The 20494-nt window shown below is 74.3% G+C and carries 17 protein-coding genes and 3 pseudogenes; 6 read left to right on the top strand and 14 right to left on the bottom strand.

Annotation, left to right across the window (positions count from 1 at the left end; all coding sequences use genetic code 11):
• Window positions 1–8: 8 nt before the first annotated feature.
• From ACIQMJ_RS20605 to ACIQMJ_RS20570, 8 genes are read right to left on the bottom strand one after another with little or no spacing between them, the layout of a single operon-like run.
• Window positions 9–1496 (bottom strand): class I adenylate-forming enzyme family protein, encoded by a 1488-nt coding sequence (locus ACIQMJ_RS20605; RefSeq protein WP_499762602.1) that lies wholly within the window; start codon window positions 1494–1496, stop codon window positions 9–11.
• Window positions 1493–2890, bottom strand: coding sequence for a CoA transferase (locus tag ACIQMJ_RS20600; protein ID WP_499762601.1), 1398 nt, complete (start codon window positions 2888–2890; stop codon window positions 1493–1495). Before ACIQMJ_RS20600 ends, ACIQMJ_RS20605 begins: the two co-directional genes overlap by 4 nt.
• Entirely contained in the window at window positions 2887–3654 is a 768-nt protein-coding gene (locus ACIQMJ_RS20595) for a class I SAM-dependent methyltransferase (RefSeq protein WP_499762600.1), read from the bottom strand. Before ACIQMJ_RS20595 ends, ACIQMJ_RS20600 begins: the two co-directional genes overlap by 4 nt.
• Entirely contained in the window at window positions 3651–5204 is a 1554-nt protein-coding gene (locus tag ACIQMJ_RS20590) for a class I adenylate-forming enzyme family protein (RefSeq protein WP_499762599.1), read from the bottom strand. The genes ACIQMJ_RS20595 and ACIQMJ_RS20590 overlap by 4 nt, the downstream gene beginning before the upstream one ends.
• Window positions 5201–6508, bottom strand: a complete 1308-nt coding sequence (locus ACIQMJ_RS20585; protein ID WP_499762598.1) for a protoporphyrinogen/coproporphyrinogen oxidase — start codon at window positions 6506–6508, stop codon at window positions 5201–5203. Before ACIQMJ_RS20585 ends, ACIQMJ_RS20590 begins: the two co-directional genes overlap by 4 nt.
• Window positions 6508–7431 carry a UbiA family prenyltransferase gene (locus tag ACIQMJ_RS20580; protein ID WP_499762597.1) on the bottom strand — a complete coding sequence of 308 codons (924 nt, stop codon included), beginning with the start codon at window positions 7429–7431 and terminating at the stop codon, window positions 6508–6510. The genes ACIQMJ_RS20585 and ACIQMJ_RS20580 overlap by 1 nt, the downstream gene beginning before the upstream one ends.
• A 10-nt stretch (window positions 7432–7441) precedes the next feature.
• Entirely contained in the window at window positions 7442–8569 is a 1128-nt protein-coding gene (locus ACIQMJ_RS20575) for a DegT/DnrJ/EryC1/StrS family aminotransferase (protein ID WP_499762596.1), read from the bottom strand.
• Complete coding sequence (locus ACIQMJ_RS20570; protein ID WP_499763060.1) at window positions 8566–9714, bottom strand: DegT/DnrJ/EryC1/StrS family aminotransferase; 1149 nt, start codon at window positions 9712–9714, stop codon at window positions 8566–8568. Before ACIQMJ_RS20570 ends, ACIQMJ_RS20575 begins: the two co-directional genes overlap by 4 nt.
• Before the next feature lie 238 nt (window positions 9715–9952).
• Here ACIQMJ_RS20570 and ACIQMJ_RS20565 point away from each other — a divergent pair, with 238 nt between their 5' ends.
• The 6 genes and pseudogenes from ACIQMJ_RS20565 (at window position 9953) to ACIQMJ_RS20540 (ending at window position 15562) form a co-directional block, all read left to right on the top strand.
• On the top strand, window positions 9953–10975 hold the full coding sequence (locus tag ACIQMJ_RS20565) for a Gfo/Idh/MocA family protein (RefSeq protein WP_499762595.1): 1023 nt from the start codon (window positions 9953–9955) through the stop codon (window positions 10973–10975).
• Window positions 10965–11789: a sugar phosphate isomerase/epimerase family protein gene (locus ACIQMJ_RS20560; protein ID WP_499762594.1), complete on the top strand. Its 825-nt coding sequence runs from the start codon at window positions 10965–10967 to the stop codon at window positions 11787–11789. Before ACIQMJ_RS20565 ends, ACIQMJ_RS20560 begins: the two co-directional genes overlap by 11 nt.
• Window positions 11786–13021 (top strand): M20/M25/M40 family metallo-hydrolase, encoded by a 1236-nt coding sequence (locus tag ACIQMJ_RS20555; RefSeq protein ID WP_499762593.1) that lies wholly within the window; start codon window positions 11786–11788, stop codon window positions 13019–13021. The genes ACIQMJ_RS20560 and ACIQMJ_RS20555 overlap by 4 nt, the downstream gene beginning before the upstream one ends.
• Window positions 13018–14070: an Ldh family oxidoreductase gene (locus tag ACIQMJ_RS20550; RefSeq protein ID WP_499762592.1), complete on the top strand. Its 1053-nt coding sequence runs from the start codon at window positions 13018–13020 to the stop codon at window positions 14068–14070. The genes ACIQMJ_RS20555 and ACIQMJ_RS20550 overlap by 4 nt, the downstream gene beginning before the upstream one ends.
• Before the next feature lie 191 nt (window positions 14071–14261).
• Window positions 14262–15146 (top strand): annotated as a pseudogene (locus ACIQMJ_RS20545) (Gfo/Idh/MocA family protein); the annotation flags it as partial.
• 2 nt (window positions 15147–15148) lie between these two features.
• Window positions 15149–15562: a DUF6917 domain-containing protein gene (locus ACIQMJ_RS20540; protein WP_499762591.1), complete on the top strand. Its 414-nt coding sequence runs from the start codon at window positions 15149–15151 to the stop codon at window positions 15560–15562.
• A 54-nt stretch (window positions 15563–15616) separates the two neighbouring features.
• Here ACIQMJ_RS20540 and ACIQMJ_RS20535 read toward each other — a convergent pair whose 3' ends face one another.
• The 6 genes and pseudogenes from ACIQMJ_RS20535 to ACIQMJ_RS20510 all read right to left on the bottom strand — a co-directional run.
• Window positions 15617–16153 carry an EF-hand domain-containing protein gene (locus ACIQMJ_RS20535; RefSeq protein WP_499762590.1) on the bottom strand — a complete coding sequence of 179 codons (537 nt, stop codon included), beginning with the start codon at window positions 16151–16153 and terminating at the stop codon, window positions 15617–15619.
• Window positions 16154–16234: 81 nt separating this feature from the next.
• Window positions 16235–17482 carry a nucleotide sugar dehydrogenase gene (locus ACIQMJ_RS20530; RefSeq protein WP_499762589.1) on the bottom strand — a complete coding sequence of 416 codons (1248 nt, stop codon included), beginning with the start codon at window positions 17480–17482 and terminating at the stop codon, window positions 16235–16237.
• Window positions 17483–17527: 45 nt separating this feature from the next.
• Window positions 17528–17824, bottom strand: a complete 297-nt coding sequence (locus ACIQMJ_RS20525; protein ID WP_499762588.1) for a hypothetical protein — start codon at window positions 17822–17824, stop codon at window positions 17528–17530.
• A 425-nt stretch (window positions 17825–18249) separates the two neighbouring features.
• Window positions 18250–19122 (bottom strand): LLM class flavin-dependent oxidoreductase, encoded by an 873-nt coding sequence (locus ACIQMJ_RS20520; protein ID WP_499762587.1) that lies wholly within the window; start codon window positions 19120–19122, stop codon window positions 18250–18252.
• Between the two features lie 150 nt (window positions 19123–19272).
• Window positions 19273–19956 (bottom strand): annotated as a pseudogene (locus ACIQMJ_RS20515) (endonuclease I family protein); the annotation flags it as partial.
• 93 nt (window positions 19957–20049) lie between these two features.
• Window positions 20050–20376, bottom strand: a pseudogene (locus ACIQMJ_RS20510) (DUF6359 domain-containing protein); the annotation flags it as partial.
• Between the last annotated feature and the right edge of the window lie 118 nt (window positions 20377–20494).

Genomic DNA, 20494 nt, shown 5'->3' with positions numbered 1-20494 from the left:
ACGACCTCCTACGCGTTCCCGACGGACTGGTCCTCGCGGCCGGCGGCGTGGTGCTCGGCCGCCAGCCTGGTCACCGTGGGCAGGCAGACCTTGCCCGTGCGCCCCAGCGGCAGTTCCGGCAGCACCACCAGGCGCTCCGGCAGCTTGCGGCGGCTCAGGCCGCGCTCCCGCAGGAAGGCGGTGAGCTGGTCCAGCGACGGCGCGCGGTGGCCGGGGCGCACGGCCACGCACGCGCACAGCCGCTCCCCCAGGTCGGGGTCGGGCACGGGCACGCACGCCGCCTCCGCCACCACGGGGTGGCCGTCCAGCGCCCGTTCCACCTCGGCCGGGCTGATGGTGTAGCCGCCCCGGATCACCACGCGCTTGAGCCGCCGCACCACGTGCAGGGTGCCGTCGTCGTCGAAACGGCCCTCGTCGCCGGTGCGCACCCAACCGCCCGGCAGGCGGTGCCGCCGGTCCAGCTCGGGCGCGTCGACGTAGCACAGCGGCGTCATCGGCCCCCGCGCGCAGATCTCCCCGTCCACCACCCGGATGTCGGTGACCGCCGGGTCGGGCCGGCCCACCCCGTGCTCCGGTGTCGCGGTGTGGCAGTTCACGCCGTCCGACGAGCCGTAGATGTTGATCACCGGGCACCGGAACGCCGAGCGCACGGCCGCCAGCGCCCCCGGTGTCAGCACGTCCCCGCTCGACACCACCGCCCGCACCGACGACGTGTCCGCCGTGGACGCCAGAGCCGCCATCCGCCGCAGCATGGTCGGCACGCCGAACACGTGCGTCGGCCGGTGCAACGCCACCGCCCGCAACGCCTCCGCCGCGTCGAACCGGCGCATCAGCACCAGCGTGCCGCCCCACCGGCACAGCGTGATCGCCGCGCCGAACGACCCGAACGCCGACGCCAGGGGCACCAGCACCAGGTCGCGCGGCACCGCCGTGTCGCCGTGCACGGCCCGCACGTAGTTCCCCCGCCCGCCCGCGAACGCGTTGTGCGAGTAGGCGACCAGCTTGGGCGCGGCCTCCGACCCGGACGACACCAGGATCCGCGCGGGCGCCTCGGGGTCGACCGCGATCGGCGTCCACGGCACGTCACGACGGGGGTCGGTCGCCGCGGCCACCGCCTCCGACACGTCCGTGACCACCGTGCTCACCACCGGTGAACCGCCGTCGGGCAGGTGCACCGCGACCCCGCCGACCGCGGCCACGGCCAGTTCCGCCACGACCGCTTCCCGCCCGTTCGGCACGTCGATGCCGATGATGTCGGCGGGGCCGTACCGGCGCAGCGCCCTCGCCTGCCACCTCACCGCCCGGTCCAGCGCGGTGTAGTCCCACGACCCGCCCGCGTCGATCACCGCCGTCCGCGCGGGGTGCGCGGCCACCCGGTCGCGGAACAGCGAGTACAGGTCCCGGTCGGGGCAGTGCCCCGCCGCGACCCAGGACCGGCGCAGCGCGGCGGGCACCAGGTCGCGCACCACCACCCCGGTCGACGACGTCCAGCTCATCCGAACTCCCACACCGGACCCGGCACCACGCACCGGTCGGACACCAGCGCCCGCGCGAACCGCGGGTCGCGCGCCAGCGCCGCCAGGTCGGTGCACACCGGCACGCTCAACGGCGCCGTGCACCGCCGCGTCGCCCGCGCGTTCAGCCGCGCGGCGGCCGACAGCAGCGACGACGCCACCGACTGCCCCGTCCCGGACCTGATCCGCTCGCCGAGGGCGTCCACGACACTGCGGGCGCACACCACCCCGCCGAACACGTCCACGATCGTCATGAGCGACGGCGGCACCCCGGCGTGCGCCTGCACCACGAAGTCCGTGCCCAGCGGCGGTCGCGGGCCCAGGGCGTCGCCCCAGCCGGACGCGTGCGCGTACACGATCCCGGGCCGCACCCGGGCGACGTCGCGGGCCCGCAGCGACCAGGCGGCGGCCTTCCCCGGCCCCCAGTTGTGCAGGAACACGTCCGCGCGCGACGCCAGCTCCAGCAGCTCCCGCCGCCCGGCGACGGTGGTCAGGTCGACGGGCACGACCCGCTTGCCCCGGTTGAGCGCGTGGAACCGGGCCGACACGTCGCCCGCCATCGGCGGCACGCCCCGCAGCGGGTCGCCACCGGGCGGCTCGACCCGCACCACCGTCGCGCCGAGCTGCCACAGCAGGTGGCCGGCCACCGGACCCTGCACCCGGCGGCACGACTCCAGCACCACCAGCCCCGACAGCGGCAGCACGCCGGGGCGCGGCGCGCCGTCCCCGACCGGCCCCGTGCCCACACCCAATGGCCGCACCACGTACGGAGGCACGTCGTCCACCGCGCGGTGCGCCACCCGCACCAGCGTCATCCCGGTCGACGCGGCCACCCGTTCCAGCCGCACGATCGGCAGCCGCGCGGTCAACCCGGTCAGCTCCGGCGGCAGCGGGCACGTCGCGGTGGCGAACCGGTGCTGGAACGGCCGCCACGCCCGCGCCACCGCGCCCCGGTCGGCGTCCAGCGCCGTCCAGAACCGCCGCCACACCTCGGCGTCGAGCGCCTCGACCTCGAACGCCACACCGTCCGCGGACAGGAACGGCGGCCCGCCCACGCCCGTCGGCACCGGGTCCGGCTCGTCCGCGGTGGCCGCCGCGAGGTACTGCGTCACCGCCAGCAACGCCGCCTGCGCCACCGACGTGGCCGCCGACCGCACCGGGGCGCCGCGCAGCCGCGCCACGTCCAGCGCCGACGCGCCGATCGCGTCCAGCTCGGCGGCCACGATCGAGGCGTAGTCCAGCCCCAGCGCGGTCGGCCGCCCGAACCGCCTGCCGTGCACGTGCATGAGCCCGCACGCCGCCTGCACGTCCAGCTCGCCGCCCAGCGGCAGGTCCACCGGTCCCGACCACGGCAGGGCCGTCAACGTCGACGTCATGCCGGCCGCCGCCCGTGCACCGAGTAGACGACCGGCGAGGTCGCCAGGAACCGGCCGTCGGCCAGCAGCTCGCGCACGGCCGCCAGCTGCGCGTCGGTCATGCCCGCCTCCACCAGCTTGTCCCGCAGCATGTGGGTGGTGTGCGCGAGCAGCCGCACGCCCGGCGACCCGGCCCGCCACGGGTGCACCACCACCCGCGGGTCCACGTCGACCAGCCCGGCGTCGACCATCGCGCCCGCCGCCTTGCGGCCCCACGCGCCGTCCACGCCGTACGCGTCGAACACGCTCTCCTTGACCGCCAGGAACGTCTCGTACAGCTCGGCGGCGTCCCGGTCGGGCGCGAGCAGCACCGGGCTGTAGGAGTTGTCGAACTCGTCCACCTGGAGCCAGCCGCCCGGTTTCAGCGCGGCGACGAGCTTGCGCAGCACCGCGTCCCGCTCGGGCAGGTGGCGCAGCACGAGCCGCACGTGGACCAGGTCGAACGCCGCGGCGGGCAACGGGTCGCACACCACGTCGTGCCGCAGCACGGTGAGCCGGGGCGCGGGCGGCAAGTGGTCGGGCTGCACGTCGGTCGCCAGCACGGTCGCGCCGCGCCCGGCCAGCCAGTGCGCCACGCTGCCGCCGCCCGCGCCGACGTCCAGGCACCGCCACCCCGCCCGGACCCCGGTCTGGGCGAGCCGGCCGAAGGTCACCGGGTCGTAGGCGGCGGCCAGGCAGCGGTGCTGCTCGGCGACGTGGGCCTGGTCGAACACGTAGGTGGTCACGTCCACCGCCCGCTGCCGTGCGTCTCGGCGGTGCCGACCAGCCGGGTGAGCAGGTCGAGCCGGCGGACCTTGCCGGTGGCGGTGCGCGGCACGTCCTCCCACGCCAGCACCCGCGGGTCGGCCATCGGCGGCAGGTCGGCCACCGCGCGCCGCCACGCCACCGGGTCCAGCGGGCCGGACGTCACCAGCACCGGGATGGGCGGCCGGCCCGGCGTGCCGAGCACCACGCACTCCACCACCTCGGGCAGCCGGTCCTCGACCAGGTCCTCCACGCGCAGGCAGCTCAGCCCCGGCACGGAGTCCACCTCGCGGTCCAGCAGCCGCACCGCGCCGCCGCGGGTGAGCACGCCGAGGTCGCCGGTGTTCCACCACGGCCCGGTGTTCTTGGCGTGCCACCGGTCCTGCTCGCCGACGTACCCGACGCACCGGGCCGCCGTGCGGGCCAGCACGAGCCCGCTGTGCCCGCGCGGCACGGGTGTGAGGGTGACCGGGTCCACCACGCGCAGCCGGGTCCGGCCGGGCACCGGGCGGCCCAGGTCGCGGGCGTCCGGCGAGCGGTCCAGCGCGCGGCGGGTCAGGAAGCGGAACGTCAGCGGTCCGGTCTCGGTCTGGCCCCAGCCCTGCATCCACAGCGGCCGCCTGCGGCGGGAGGCGTGCAGCATCGCCCGCATCGCCGGCGGGTGCATGGCGTCGTAGGTGCTGACGAACAGCCGCACGTCGTGGAACGGGTTGTCCGGCCGCGCCGCCAGCGGCTGCCACCGCACGTAGGCCGAGGGCAGCGCCTCCACCGCGGTCGGCCGGTGCCGGGCCAGCACGGTCTCGGCCGCGTCCGGGTCGCTGAGCACGACGATCTTGCGCGGCGCGAGGCAGAACACGCTGGCCGTCCAGCAGAACGTGCGGCCGTGCGCGTAGGAGCTCGCGTTGGCCACCACGTCGTCGCGCCGCACGCCGATCACCGGCCAGCGCACCGCCTCGAACCGGGCCAGCCGGTGCACGATCGTGCGGGTGGTGTGCACGACCAGCTTGGGCACGCCGGTCGTGCCCGAGGTGTGGTTGACCACCAGCGGTTCGTCGTCGTGCCTGCGCCGGGGCGCGGGCACGCGCGCGCCGCGCACGTCGTCCAGCGTCAACGCGCCCGGCGCCGGCTCGCCCAGCGACAGCACCCGCCGCGCCAGCCCGGCGGGCGGCACGCGGTCGGTGACCAGCACCGCCGGGTCCAGGCGCTTGAGCAGGATCTCCAGCACGTCGTCGGGCAGGTGCCCGGACAGCAGCGCGGGCACCGCGCCGATCCGCACCGCCGCGCACGCGAGCAGGTCGTAGTCGTAGTGGTTGCGCTTGACCACCGCCACCCGGTCGCCGCGCCGCGCGCCCGCCTCGTGCAGCCACCCGGCGACCTCGCGGACCAGCCCGGCCAGCTGCGGCACGGTGTAGTCGACGCCCGGCCCGTGGCCCGCGGGCAGGATGTCGAACGGCCGGTCCAGGTGCACGGTGGTGTGCGTGCCGCGCGCCGCGATCTCGTCGAACAGCGTGCCCATGTCGTGCGGCCTCATGCGTGTTGCCTCCTGTTGCCGGTGTCGGGGGACACGGCGTGGACCCGTGCGGCGGCTGCGCGGCCCGCGCGCACCGCGGCTTCGCTGTAGGGGCTCAAGGACACCCAGTCGCCCGCGTAGTCGACGACCCCGCCGAGCCGGGACGCGAACTCGCCGCGCAGCGCCAGGGCGCGCGGCGTGGCCTCGGGCAGGCCGTGGCGGAACCGGTGCACGACCGAGCCCGTCGCGGCACGCAGGCCGGGCACGAAGCGCTCGGCCTCGGCGGCGAGCGCGGAGACCACCTCGTCGTCCGGCGCGTCCAGCATCGCGGGCGCGACCAGCGGGTTGGCGATCACGGTGACCAGGCCGCGGCCCTCGGGCGCGCGGTCGGGGTGCTTGAGGTGGTCGAAGAGCACCACCGACACCGACGGGCTCTCCGACCGCGGTACGGCCAGCAGGTACACGTCCGGCTCGGGGCGGTGGTCGAGCATGAAGTGCGCCTTCACCATCGGGGTGAACGCGCAGGCGTCCAGGAACGGCCGCTCGTGCTCCGGCGGGTTGACGTACAGGCCGCGCGCGACCGGCGCGGGCACGGCGAGCACCGCGGTTCGGGCCCGGAACTCCCCGGCCGGACCGGTGATCCGGGCGTACCCCGGCCCGGCCAGCACCTCGCGCACCGGGAACGACGTGGCGACGTCGAGCTCCGCGGCCAGCGCCCGGGCCGGCACGTCCATGCCGCCGGCGTAGGTCCGCCAGGCGGTGGCCGGTCCGATGGCGGCGAGCAGGGCCAGGAACGGCGCGGCGGCGGAGCGCTCGGGCTGCCACCCGAAGAACCCGGACACCACCGGCTGGCACAGGTACTCCAGCACGTCGCGGTGGTAGGGGGCGCAGAACTCGGCGACCGTGGCCCGGCCCGCCCGGGACGCCTCGGGCCGCGCGGTGTCGATCCCGGTCAGGCCGCGGGTGGCGCGCGCGAAGTCCAGCCGGGCCCGCACGGACAGCCCCGCGCCGGTGACCAGGCCCAGGGCGTGCGCCAACCCGCGCCGCACCCGCCCGTCCCGCCACACGCCGAGCTGCCGTCCGATCCTCGGCACGTCGTCGAGGCCCAACCGCCGCAACAACTCCCACGTGTCCGGGTAGCCGCGGGTGGAGATCTGCTCGGCGCCGGTGTCGACCACGAACCCGGACTCGTGGCGGGTCGCCATCCGCCCGCCGACGTGGTCGGCCGCCTCGAACACCCGCACCTCGCGCCCGGCCCGCGCCAGCTCGTGCGCGGTGGCCAGTCCTGCGATCCCCGCGCCGATCACGGCCACGTCGAGGTCCATCACCGCACCACCAGGTTCACCACGACGAGCGTCACGACGGTCACCCGGTGCACGTCGATGCCGATCCGCCGGGCCCGCAGGATGTCGCCCCGGCCGAAGCCGACCCGCAACTGCCTGAGCCGCAGCACGACCGTGGGCAGCAGGGCGAGCGGGAACCACCACGGGCCGCCGACCAGCGGCAGCGCCAGGATCAGCAGGAACTCGCACGCCGACACGGCCCGGACGAACAACCGGTTGCCGCGCGGCGTGGTCAGGGCCGCCACCGTGGGCCGGCCGACCCGCCGGTCCCCCTCGACGTCGTTGGTGTTGGAGTAGACGCCGAACAGCAGCGGCCCCAGGCCGAAGATCAGCGCCTGCACGACCACCACGCCGTCGACCTCGCCGGTGGCCAGGCCGTACGGCGCGAGCACCAGCGCCCAGCCCAGCGCGGCCAGGAAGAACTCCTGGAAGCCGCGGTAGCTCAGCTTCACGCCCCACGAGTACTGCAACGCGAAGAAGTAGGTGACCGCCACCAGCGCCACCGTCCACAGCGGACGGTGCGGCGCGACGGCCAGCGCGCCCAGCCACACCGCCGCGCCGACCGCGGCGGTGACCAGCGCGAACCGCAGCACCTGCGGTTCGGTGAGCGTGCCCGCGACCAGCGGTTTGCGGTTGAGCTTGCGCGCGGGCGCGTCGGGGGCGTAGTTCGCGACGTCGCTGCCGTCGCGGTAGCCGGTGAGGTCGTCCAACGCGACCATCGCGACGATCACGAACACCTCGCCGACCAGGAACACGCCCAGGGTGGCCAGCACGCCGAGGTCCAGCCGCAGCGCGGGCGCGAGCAGCGCCCACACCACGAGGACGCCGAGGTAGTAGTCGACGATGTCGAGCTTGGCCAGCTTCACGTACGCGCCCGTGGATCCGGGCGTGACGACGGTGGTCATCGAGGTCTCCTCAGCCGTGTGCGCCGGAGGTGGCCGCGAACCGGCACACCTCGTCGGCGATGCGTTCCACCTGCGCGTCGGTCAGGTGGGGGTGGATGGGGATGGCCAGTTGGCGGCGCGCGGCCGACGCCGCGGCGGGCCAGTCGCGGTCCCGCTGGGCGTGCTCGGCGAACGCGGGCTGGCGCGGCAGCGGCGCCGGGTAGTAGACGTGCGAGCCGATGCCCCGCTCGGCCAGGTGGTCGCGCAGCGCGTCCCGCCGGTCGGCCAGCAGCGAGTAGACGTAGAAGCAGCGGCCGTCCCGGCCCGGCGGCGGCGCGAGCACGCCCCGGCCGGCCAGGTCGGCGAACCGGGACGTGTAGTACTCGCCGATGCGCGCCCGCCGTTCCAGCCGGTCGGCCAGACCCGCGAAGCGGCGCAGCTGGAAGGCCGCCATCACCTCGTCGAACCGGCTGTTGAACCCGACCCGGTGGTGCACGAACCGGTGCACGCCGTCCTGGCCGTGGTTGCGCAGCATCCGCACCTCGCGGGCCAGCGCCGGGTCGCTGGTGACGACCATGCCGCCCTCGCCGGGCATGCCGAACGTCTTGACCTGCACGAACGAGAACACGCCCGCGTCGCCCCAGGTCCCGGCCGCGCGCCCGGCGAGCACACCGCCCTGCCCGACCGCGGAGTCCTCCAGCAGCCGCACGCCCGCCCCGGTGGCGATCCGCCGCAGCGCGGGCATGTCCGCCATCACCGAGAACACGTGCGCGGGCATGATCACTTTCGTGCGCTCGGTGACCAGCTTGTCGACCTCGGCGGGGTCGACCACCATCGTCCACGGGTCCACGTCGGCGAACACCGGCGTCGCGCCCAGGACCAGCGGCGCGGACGCCAGCGGCGCGCACCCGTAGGCGGGCACGACCACCTCGTCGCCCGGACCCACGCCCATCGCGCTCAGCACCAGCGTCAACGCCCCCGTGCCGCTGCCGCACGCCACCGCGTCCGCGACACCGAGCGCGTCGCGCAGCACCGCCTCGAACTCCGCGGTGCGCGTGCCGAGGATGAACCGCTGGTCCGGCGCGAGGCCGACCTCCTCGACCACCTCCAGCAGCAGGTCGCCGTCGAACAGGTCCGGCGGGAAGAACGGGATGCTCACGCGGGCTCCCCCGAGTAGAACGAGCGGATCTCCGCGCACACCCGGTCCACGTCACCCAGCGCCAGGTCCGGGTACAGCGGCAGCGCTAGGGTGCGCCCGCACGCCGCCTCCGCGTTCGGGAAGTCGCCCCGCCGGTGCCCGAGGTCGGCGAAGCACGGTTGCAGGTGCAGCGGCGAGGGGTAGTAGGTCTCCGTGCCGATGCCGCGCGCGGCCAGGTGCGCGGCCAGCTCGTCACGCCGGTCGACCTCGACCACGTACACGTAGAACACGCCGCGCACGCTCGCCCGGCGCGGCAGCACGGACGGCAGCTTCAGCACGCCCGGCGCGCCGGCCAGGCCCTCGGCGTAGCGGCGGGCCAGCACCGCGCGGCGGCGGATGTCGGCTTCGAGCCGGTCCAGCTTGGCCAGCAGCACGGCGGCCTGGACGTCGTCCATCTTGCTGTTCACGCCGACCGCGCCGGTCCCGGTGGCGATGCCGGGGAAGTTGTCGATCGTGCGGCCGAACCGCCCGTGGTGGCGCAGCGCGCTCACCGCCTCCGCGATCCCGGGATCGTTGGTGATCACCGCGCCCGCGTCGCCGAGCGCGCCGAGGGTCTTGGTCGGGAAGAACGACAGCACTCCCCCGGCGCCGTGCAGGCCCGCGTGCACGCCCTGGTAGCGCATGCCGATCGCCTCGGCGCTGTCCTCGACCACGGTCAGGCCCAGCCGGCGGGCCACCTCGGCCAGCCCGGTCAGGTCGGCGAGGTGGTGGAACAGGTGCACCGGCATGACGAACCGGGTGCGCGGCCCGGCGACGGCGGCCACCGAGGCCGGGTCGAGGCCGTAGCCGTCCGGCTCGACGTCGGCGAACACCGGCCGCCCGCCCGCGAGCACCACCGAGGACGCCGACGCGATGAACGAGAACGCCGGCACGACCACCTCGTCACCGGGGCGCAGGCCGCACGCGCGCAGCAGGAGCACGAGCGCGTCGGTGCCGCTGTTCACCCCGATCACGTGCGCGGCCCCGGTGTACGCGGCCAGCGCGCTTTCCAGTTCGAGCACTTTTCGCCCGTGGGAGTACTTGCCGTTCCGAATGACTTCGACAATGTGCCGTCGCGTTATCGGCCACAATCCGGAAAATGTCGCCGATTGCGTGAAGAATGGCACGGCCAGCGCACTCACCTCCGCGGTCACCGCTTCCGGGGGTGAGCGTATGGCAGGTCACCGGGCCGGCGGCCGACCACCGGGCAGTTCACTCTTCCTGGTCAACTCATCCGCGCGCGGTTGACATGCCTTCCCGAATGGGACACCGTCGGGCTCATCAATTGAGCGCGGACATCGCTCATTCACGATGGCTTCGAGACCGGACGAGACAAGACGGGGCTCACTAGTGCGCACACTCGTCGTGGGACTGGGCCGAGCCGGTGCGGATCTGCACCTGCCGGTACTGGCCAGGGCGCGGACCTCGGTCCGACAGCTGTTCGACGACCGGCCGATCGTGGCGTGCGACCCGAGGCGGCTGCCCGCGGAACGACCCGGACTGGCCATGGTGGGCAGCCTCGCCGAGGCCGCCACGCTGCTCGACCCGAGCGACACGGTCGCGCACGTGTGCACACCGCCGTCCGTGCGCGCCGAGGTGATGGCCGAGCTCGCCGAGCGCGGCTTCCGCAACGTGATCGCGGAGAAGCCGCTGGCCGTCGACACCGACGACCTGGCCCGGGTGATCCGGCTGCGCCGCAAGCACGGCCTGCGGATCGCGGTGGTGGAGCCGTGGCTGACCAGCTCGCTGACCGTGCGGCTGATGGAGCTGGTGCGCGGCGGCACCCTGGGCGAGCCGCGGGCGATCTCGATCGTGCAGAACAAGCCGCGCTTCCGCCGGTCGCTGACCAGGCCGAGCCACCAGACCGCGTTCGACGTGGAGCTGCCGCACGGCGTGGCGCTGGCGCTGCGGCTCGCGGGCAGCGCGCGGGTCACGCACGCGGCGGGCCACGACCTGACCGTGGGCGACGTGGTCGTGCCGCGGATGGGCGGCGCGCGGATAGGGCTGCGGCACAACAGCGGCGTGCGCACCGAGATCAGCTCCGACCTCACGTCGCCGGTGCGGGAGCGCCGGATCACGGTGGAGTTCGAGAAGGGCCGCGCGGTCGGCCACTTCGCGGTGAGCGACGACGACGACCACTCGCAGCTCACCGTCACGGTCAACGGCCGGCGCGAGCACGAGGTGCTGAGGGACGATTCGCTGACCGAGTGGGTGCTGCGCGCCTACCGGCTGTTCCACGCGGCGGGCGACCAGCACGCGCGGGGTTTCGCGTTCGCGACCGACGTGGTGCAGCTGCTGTCGGTGGCCAAGAACATCTGCGCCGAGCCGGTGATACCGGCCGCGCGCGGCGAGGCGTCGCCCGGCCCGGTGGCCGCGCATGTCCGGTAGACAGCAGCCGGTGCTCGCCGGCATCACCGACGAGGCCGCGCCGGACCTGGCGGGCCAGCTGGCGGTGCTGGCCGAACTGGGCTGGTCGCACGTCGAGCTGCGCACGGTGGACGGGCGCGCGGTCGCGGACCTGGACGACGACGAGTTCGCGGTGGTGGCCGAGGAGCTCGCGGCGCGCGGTGTGCGGGCGGTGTGCCTGGCCTCGCGGATCGGCGGGTGGGCGCGGCCGATCAGCACGCCGTTCGAGGACGACCTGGCCGAGCTGGACGTGCTGCTGCGGCGGTGCGCGGCGCTGGGGGCCCGGTTCGTGCGGATCATGTCGTACCCGAACGCGGGCCTGTCCGAGCGGCGGTGGCGCGACCGGGTGATCACGCGGGTGTCGATGCTGGCCGAGCTGGCGGAGGCGGCCGACGTCGTGCTGCTGCACGAGAACTGCTCCGGGTGGGCGGGCACGAGCGCGGAACGCGCGCTGGACCTGCTCGACGCGGTGGACAACCCGGCGTTGAAGCTGCTGTTCGACACCGGCAACGGCGTCGCGCACGGCTACGACGGGTACGCGATGCTGCGCGAGGTGGTCGTGCACGTCGAGCACGTGCACGTCAAGGACGCGACGGGTGACCGGTTCGTGCCGCCCGGAACGGGTGACGCGCGGGTGGCCGACTGCGTGGAGCTGTTGCGCGCCCACGGGTACCGGGGCGCGTGGTCGCTGGAGCCGCACGTCGGCCTGGTCCCCCACCGGTCGGGAGCGCTCGCCCCGGGCGCGGCGGACGCGTTCGTCGCAGCCGGTCGGGCGATGGCCGGGCTCGTGCGGTGATCGGCGAGGACCGCGACCTGCTGCTGGAGCTGCTCGCGCTGCCGACCGCCGGCCCGCTGGAGACGACCGACGAGGTCTTCCTGTGGGACGCGGCGCACGCGTACTCGGCGGCGGCCGAGTCGTTCGGGATGCGGACGGTGCACCTGGGGCCCGCGCGGGAGGTCGACGTGCTGCGGCACGACGTGCCCGCGGTGGTGCGCGAGGCGATCGCCGAGGACCCGGACTTCCTGGCCCGGCAGCCGAACCTGGTGCTGCGGGTCGGCCACGCCGAGCCGGTGGTGATGTTCAACGTGCACCTGGACACGGTCGCGCCGTTCGAGCCGGCCGGGTTCGACGGCATCCGGTTCCACGGCCGGGGCGCGATCGACGCCAAGGGGCCGGCGGTGGCGCTGCTGGCCGGCGTCCGCGCCGCGATGACCGACCCGGCGGTGGGGCGGGACGTGAGCGTGCTGATCCAGGCCGTGTCCGGCGAGGAGGGCGGCGCGATGGGCGTGTTCGGCACCCGTCCGCTGGTCGAGGCCGGGTACCACGGCAGCCTCAACGTGTTCTGCGAGCCGACCGGGCTGCGCTACCTGCCCCGCTCGACGGCCGCGATGACGGCGTGCGTGCAGGTGCGGGGCGAGGACGCGATCGACGACCGACCGCAGGCCGGGCACAACGCGTCGGTGCTGCTGGGGTTCCTGGCCCAGCACCTGGCGGGGGCGTTGGCCGGGCGGGTGCCGGACGGCCAGGTGTGCGTGGCCGGGCTGCACACGGGCCGGCTGCACAACCGCGTGTACGGCAGCGGCGACCTGCTGCTGAACCTGTCCTACGGCAGCACGGCGTCCGCGCGGGCGCTGGCGGTGGCGCTGGACGTGGCGCTGCGCGACGGGCTGGCCGAGTTCACCGCCCGCTTCCGCGACGTGCCGCCGTTCGACCGCACCGCCGCCGACGCCGCCGCGATCACCCGGCTGGTGTGGCGCAAGCGGGGGCTGCCCGCGCTGCCGCCGCAGGACGTGCCGCTGCTGGACGCCGTGGCGCCGCGCTGGCCCGCGCACGAGCCCGCGTTCACCTGTGACGCGATCTGGCTGGCCGACGTGCCGGGCGCGCGCACCGCCGTCCTCGGCCCCGGATCGCTGGAGGCCAACAACGCCCACGCGCGCGGCGAGCACGCCGACGTCGCCGACCTCGACCGGTTCACCGACGTGGTTCGGGACATCGTCGTGCGGTTCGCGCGGAACGGAGGAGCATGACCGTCCTGGTGCCCTACCCGACCCTGCTGGACACCGTCACCGGTGTGTTCCGGGCGCGCGGTGTGCCGCCGGACCGGGCGGAGGTCGCGGCGGAGGCGTTGTGCCACGGCGACCTGACCGGGATGAGCACGCACGGGCTGGTGAACCTGACCCGGCTGTACCTGCCGCTGTTCGACTCGGGGCGCACCGAGGCCGCGGCCGACATGGCGGTGCTCGCCGACCGGGGCGCGTCCGTGCTGGCCGACGCGCGGCGCACCCTCGGGCTCTGGTCCGCGTCGCAGGCGGTGGAGCTGGCCTCGGCGCGGGCGGCGCGGTACGGGGTCGGGGTCGTGGCGCTGCGCGGGGCGACGCACATCGGGTGCGCCGGGTACCACGCGGCCCGTGCGGCGGCGCACGGGATGGTGGGGTTGGTCGCGTCGAACTGCGGCGGGCAGCGCATCGCGCCCGCGCCGGGCGGCCGGGAGCCGTTGCTGGGAACGAACCCGCTGGCGTTGGCCTGCCCGGCGGGCGACCGGCCGCCGTTCGTGCTGGACATGAGCACCACGGTGGTGCCGACGGGCCGGGTGCGGGCGGCGGCGCGGGCCGGTGAGCCGATCCCGCCGGGGTGGTTGGCCGACGAGGACGGGGCGCCGGTGACGGACCCGGCGGCGTTCGACCGGGGTGACGGGCGGCTGCTGTGGCTGGGCGGCACGCCGGAGACGGGCGCGTACAAGGGTTTCGGGCTGGGGCTGCTGGTGGAGGTGCTGGCGGCGTTGGTGCCGGGCGCGGCGACGGGTCCGCTGTCGTCGGTGTCGCGGGACGACGACATCGGGGTGATGGCGCTGGTGTTCGCGCCGTCGGCGCTGCGCTCGGGCTTCGACGGGGACGCGGCGGCCCTGTTCGGCGCGATCACCGGCACGCCACCGCTCGACCCGCGCCGGCCGGTGACCTACCCCGGGTGGCGCGAGGGTGAACTGGCCCGCTGGCGGCGCGTCCACGGCGTTCCGCTGCCGGACGGGCTGTACGAGGAGTTGCGGGAGATCGCGCCGACCCTGCGGGCCGCCGGGTGAGCGGCACCGAGGGACCGGGGGCGGGCACGCCACCACCGGACCGGGCGCAGGGAGACGAGGCGGGATCACAGCAGGACCGGTTCCAGCGGCCCCTGCCGGAGCAGGACCGGTCGGGGCGGGATCGGTCGCAAGGGCACGGACCGGTCGACGCCGGGGCCGCGCCGAGCACGTCCGGCGCGGGCCGGTCGTCGGTGATCCGGCTCGGGGTGGTCGGGTTGGGCGTGATCTCGCGGTTCTACCTGGCGGCGATCGCGTCCTCGCCCCGGTTCGAGCTGGCCGCCGTGTGCGACCTGGACGAACGCGCGGCGGCCGGTCACGGCGTGCCCGCGTTCCGGTCGCACCGGGCGATGCTCGACGCGGGCGGGATCGACGCGGTGGTGGTGACCGCGCCCAACGACGTGCACGCGCGGGTCGCGCTGGACGCCGTCGAGCGCGGCCTGCCGGTGTGCGTGGAGAAGCCGCTGGCCACCACCCTGCGGGACGGGCTGGCGGTGGCCGAGGCGGCGCGGCGGCGGGGCGTGGCGCTCTTCACCGCGTTCCACCGGCGGTACAACGCGAACGTGCTGGCGCTGCGGGACAAGCTGGCGGGTGCCGCGCCCGTCGCGGAGCTGACCGTGCGCTACCTGGAGCGGATCGAGGAGCACGTCGGCGCGGACCGCTGGTACCTCGACCCGGCGCGGTCCGGTGGCGGGTGCGTGGCCGACAACGGGCCGAACGCGCTGGACCTGGTGCGGCTGTTCCTCGGCGAGGTGACGATGGACTCGGCCCGCGTCACCCGGGTGGGCGGCATCGACCGGCAGGCGGTGCTGCACGTGCGCGGTTCCGCGCCGGCGGTGGTGGAGCTGGACTGGTCGCACCCCGGCGAGACCAAGGACGTGACCGCGCGGCTCACCGACGGGACCGTGCTGCGGGCGGACGTGCTGGCGGGCTACGACGAGTTCAAGGGCTCGCTGTGGCACGAGTACGAGGGCGTGCTGCGGGACTTCGCGGCGGCCGTGGCAGCGCGGTCGGCGTGGCGCGACGGCGGGCTGGCCGCGTTGGACCTGGTGGACGAGGTGTACCGACGAGAGGGTGCTTGATGCTGGAGGACGGCGAGAAGCGGGCGGTCGGCAGCCGGGTGGTGAAGGTGCTGGTGCACCGGCGCGACGACCGCGGGATGAGCCTGGAGCCGTTCGCGAGCCGCTGCGTGCGCCGCGGCGAGGTGCACGAGCTGGTGACCACCGACCACGACGACCCGGCGGCCGGGGCGCGGATCGACCGGGTGGCGTTCCTCGGGTTCGTGGAGATCGGCAACGCGGGCGTCATCGACCGGGGCGACGAGGTGTGGTGCGACGGCGAGCTGGTCGGCACCGTGCTCGGGTTCGACGCCTGCCACCACCCCAACCACTACAACATCCTGATCACCACCCCGGTCCCGCGCACCGGCCCGGAACTCGGCCTGCGCCCGGAGGTGGAGGTCGTGTTCAGCCCGGCGGTCGTGCCGGCGTTCTGACCGCAGGACGACGACGCCCCGGGGAACAGTCCCCGGGGCGTCGTCGTCGTCAGGTCAGTGACCGAGCAGCGGCACGTCGAGGGTGCCGAAGTGGTAGGCGCGCACCGCGGCCACCAGCTCGTCGACGGCCAGCGTCCCGCTGCCGTTGGTGTCGATGGTCCGGAACGACTCCACGGCGGACGAGTCGTCCACGCCGATGGCCTTGAGCCACTTGCGGAACTCCGACGGGTTCACCTCGCCGTCCCCGTCGGTGTCGCACAGGCCCACCATGGCGGCGACGGTCGGCCGCACCACGCGGTTGAACCCGGCGTCGCCCTCGGCGAACACCTGCGCCTCGGCCACGTCGAGGAACTGGTCCTCGGTCATCGAGCCGTCCGCGCCGACGCCGGCCTTCTCGGCCAGGAACTCGAACATGGACGTGTAGGCGTCGACCAGCGCACGAGCGCTCGGCGACGACGGGTCCGCGCCGAACGCGTCGATGATGCGGTGCGCCTCGGCGATGTAGTCGGACTTCTCGATGCGGCCGTTGCCGTCGACGTCCCACTTCTCGAAGCGCTTCTTGAGCCGATCGCTCTTGACCGGCGTGGACATGACCATTCGGACACTCCTAAAGGTAGTGAGGTGGTTCCGGCGATACCTTGCGTTGATCGGGGGTCCCCCGCCTCGGGGGTCTCAAAGGCGCATGACCTCCCCTCCCGGCACGCTGCCCGTGACGTCGAGCAGCCGCCGCGCGTTCCTGGCCAGGCGGCCGGGGTCGTACCCGCTGTGCGCGACGAGCAGCACGGTGGCGTCGCTCGCGCGCAGCGCGGAGTCCAGGTCGGTGGCGGGCGGCCCGAGCGCGGGCACGTCGCCGGCCACCGGGTCGTGGTGGGTCACGTGGGCGCCGAGCGCCCTCAGCTCGGCGGCGATCCGGAACGCGGCGGACTCCCGCGTGTCGGGCACGTCGGCCTTGTAGGACACGCCCAGCAGCAGGACGCGGGCGCCGTCCACGGGCACGTCGTCGCGGGTCAGCATGCGCACCGTCCGTTCGACCACGTAGGACGGCATCGCCGAGTCGACCCGCCGGGCCGCTTCCACCACGCCCAGCCGCGCGCCCTCGCGGTGGGCCTTGTCCAGCAGGTAGCGGGGGTCGACGGGGATGCAGTGCCCGCCGACGCCGGGTCCGGGGGTGAACGGCTGGAAGCCGAACGGCTTGGTGGCCGCGCAGTGCAGCACGTCCCACACGTCGATGCCGAGCTGGTCGCAGAACACGGCGATCTCGTTGACCAGCGCGATGTTGACGTACCGGTAGGTGTTCTCCAGCAGCTTGGCCATCTCGGCCTCGCGGGTGCCGCGGGCCACCACGACCTGGTCGACGAACCGGCAGTAGAAGGTGGCGCAGTGCTTGGCGCACAGGGGGGTGTGCCCGCTGACGACCTTCGGGGTGTTGCGGATGCCGAACTTGCGGTTGCCGGGGTCGATGCGCTCCGGCGAGAAGCCCAGCGGGAAGTCTTCGCCGGCCACGAGGCCGTGGCGTTCCAGGATCGGCCGCACCACCTCGTCGGTGGTGCCGGGGAAGCTGGTGGACTCCAGGATCACGAGGGTGCCGGGGCGCAGGTGGTCGGAGACGGTCTCGGCGGCGGCGCGGACCGCGCCCAGGTCGGGTCGCCCGTCAGGCCCCAGACCGGTGGGCACGCAGAGGACGACGGTGTCGGCGCCGGTGATGACCGCCGGGTCCGAGGTGGGGGTGAAACCCCTGGCGCGCATGGCACGCAGCTCGGTGTGCGGCACGTCCAGCACGTGCGAGCGGCCCTCGGTGAGGGTGCGCACCACGACCGGGTCGGTGTCGTACCCGGCCACCGCCATGCCCGCGGCGGTGGCCGCCGCCGCCAGCGGCAGCCCTACGTAGCCGACTCCGACCACGACCAGATCGAAGGACACGTGCGCCCTTTCCACGACGTCGGTTTGGGTTGGCGGCCAAGGCGGTCAGGCTTTGAAGGTCGCGCCGTAGTTCGGCACGTGCGTGCCGTAGCCGGGCCCGACGACGACGAGCGGCGAGAAGCAGGCCGGGTCGCCGTAGATCGTGACGTCGCGGTCGGTCAGGTTGGCCAGCACGTGCGCGCCGACCGGGAGGGTCTTGCAGCCCTTGGGGTCGTCGAAGGTCTCGAGCGGGGTGACCTCGACGGAGAACACGACCACCTGGCCGGTGGCCGCGTGCGCCGCCGGGGTCGTCAGGGCAGCCGCGGCGAGCGCGCTGAGCACCACGCCGATCACGCGTTTCATCGTCGCCTCCTCACTAGGTGTCATCACTGTCCGGAAACTAACAGTCACCGAGAGCAAGAAGCGGTCGTTGAACCGAACACCACTCGGGCAGGTTGCATCACCGGCCGTCGGGTTCATCCGGTCGGTCACCACAGCCGTGGCATGGGTGGGTGTCAGTGATCCGGGTACTGTCCGGATTCACGAGTTCGAGCGAAAGCGCCGGTCAGGCTGTCCGATCAAGACGGGTTTCAGAAGCACGGCGTGACGAAGCCGCAAAAGGACGGTCACTGCCACGCACGCCACCGCACGGTCGAGCGCCGCCCCGGCGCGCCGACATCGGTGAGCGATCCTCAGTGGACGGTCACGGACGGTGATGGTTTGATCCGCATCGCTCCACAATGGACTTACCGGACGCGACCAGGTGGCGGGCCCGTGCGCACGCGGGGTCAGGCCAGGGTGGGCAGCACGTCCGAGGCCACCACGTCCAGGATCGCCTCGTCGCCGGCGAACGGGCCGTCGGGCCTCGGCCACGGGGCGAGCACGTCGGTGAAGCCGAGCTCGTCGGCGCGACCGAGGAAGTCGCGGTAGCACTCGACGCTCGACAGCGAGAACACGGGGGCGGCGTCGGTCTGCAGGAAGCGGCGGACCGCGGCGCGGTCGCGGGACTCGGCGGCCAGCGCGTCGTCGAAGCGGGCGGACAGCTCGGCCAGCGACGTCCACCACGACTCCAGCGAGTCCCGCGCGGTGCCCAGGGTCACCCAGCCCTGACCGTGCCGGGCGGCCAGGGCCATGCCGCGCGGGCCGTTGGCGGCCAGCACGAACGGCGTGCGCGGGCGTTGCACGCAGCCCGGCGCGGTGCGGGCGTCGACGGCCGTGTAGTACTCGCCCGAGTAGTCGACCCGGTCCCGGGTCAGCAGGGCGTCGAGCAGCTCCACGAATTCCTCGTACCGGCGCGCCTGGCTGACGACCCCTCCCCCGCCGAACACCTTCACGTCGTACCCGCCCATGCCGCCCGCGCCGATGCCGACCGTGATCCGGCCGTCGGACACGTCGTCCAGCGCCAGCACGTCCCGCGCGAACGGCAGCGGGTGGCGGAAGTTCGGGGAGGCGACCATGAAGCCGAGCTCGATCCGGGACGTCGCCACCGCCGCGGCGGTCAGCGTGGGCACCGAGCCGTACCAGCGGTGGTCGACCAGCGGACCCCAGCCCAGGTGGTCGAACGTCCACGCGTGCGCGAACCCGTACGCCTCGGCCGCGAGCCACCGCGGCTTCGCCTCGGCCCAGGTGTACTCCGGCAGGATGGTGATCCCGGCCCGCATGGTCCCCCCTGTCCGAACACGACGTGAGTTCATTCGAACAGAGAATGAGTGAGTGGTCAACACCGGATCAGGTGAGCCACGCCCCTGCGGACACGCGAACGCCCGCCCCCGGCCCCCGTGGAGGGGGTCGAGGACAGGCGTCCTCCGTGCTCAGCCCCAGATCGACGCGACCCACTCCGGGTGGTCGATGAACGGGTTGCGGTTGTGCTGGTAGTTGTCGTAGATCACCTGGTTGCGGCGCTTCTCGAACGCGTCCGGCGGGTCCTGGGCGTGCCACTGGAGCAGCACGGACAGCTTGCCGTGGTAGGGCGCGGTGCCGTTGGAGACGCTGTTGTTCATCTCCAGGTTCGGGTAGCCGTCGTTGCCCTCGTACCGCACGGCCATGTAGAAGAGCATCCGCGCGACGTCGCCCTTGACCGCGTTGCGGGGCTCCCACGAGTCGGCGTCGGTGTAGTTGCCCGGCGCTTCGCCGACCGGCGAGCCGCCCGTGTCGAAGTCCTTGTTGCCCCGCGTCGCGTTCACCGACACGTCGGTGGGCCGCAGGTGGTGGATGTCGGTGCCCGGGCCGGTCGCGGTGCCGAAGTCGCCGTGCGACTTGGCCCAGACGTGCTCGCGGTTCCAGTCGTCGGGGTCGCCGCCGTTGCCGGTCTTGCTCTGCGAGCGGCCGGTGTAGAGCAGGATCACGTTGGCGCTGTTGTTCGGGTCCTGGTCGGTGACCTTCAGCGCCTCCCACACCTGGTCGTAGGACAGCTTGGTGTTGGTGCGGATGATCCCGTTGAGCGCGGTCTTCAGCGACGCGCCGGTCTTGCCGAGCGCGTTGCGGTAGTAGGTGTCGTCATAGCCGCCGCCGGGGACCGTGGTGGTGCTGGTGGTCGGCGCGGTGGTGCTGGACGTCGGCGAGGTGCCCGCGTTGGCGAAGGCGGTCGGCGACGTGAGGCCCGGGTGGGAGAAGTACGCGGCGAGCGGGCCGGTGACGTCGATCTGCCTGCCGAGCAGGCCGGGGTTGGTCCGCAGGCCCCACTGGGCCCGGAACGCCGACGTGATCTGCACGTACAGCATCTGGCTCGTGGCGGTCTGACTCGGCGAGTCGGCCAGCGCGAGCGCGTAGTCGGACGGGAAGTTCGACCGCACGACGGTGGTGGTGGCGGTGGGCTGCCCGACGACGTAGCCGCGCACGGTGGCGGACGCGCCGTTCTGCTGCCCGATGGCCTGGGCGACGGTGATCGGCGTGGCGCCGGCGGCGGCGGTGGGCACGAGCAGGGCCGCCGCGACGGCGAGGACGGATACGACGACGGCGAGCGGGTTCAGCAGGGGTCGTGGTCGCACGATGGGGTGTCTCCTCCCTGGTGCGGCGGCGCAGGGTGGCCGCACG

Origin of the sequence: Actinosynnema sp. NPDC091369 (genome assembly GCF_044757065.1) — a bacterium.
Classification (GTDB): domain Bacteria; phylum Actinomycetota; class Actinomycetes; order Mycobacteriales; family Pseudonocardiaceae; genus Actinosynnema.
This window is presented reverse-complemented; position numbering and strand designations above follow the sequence as displayed.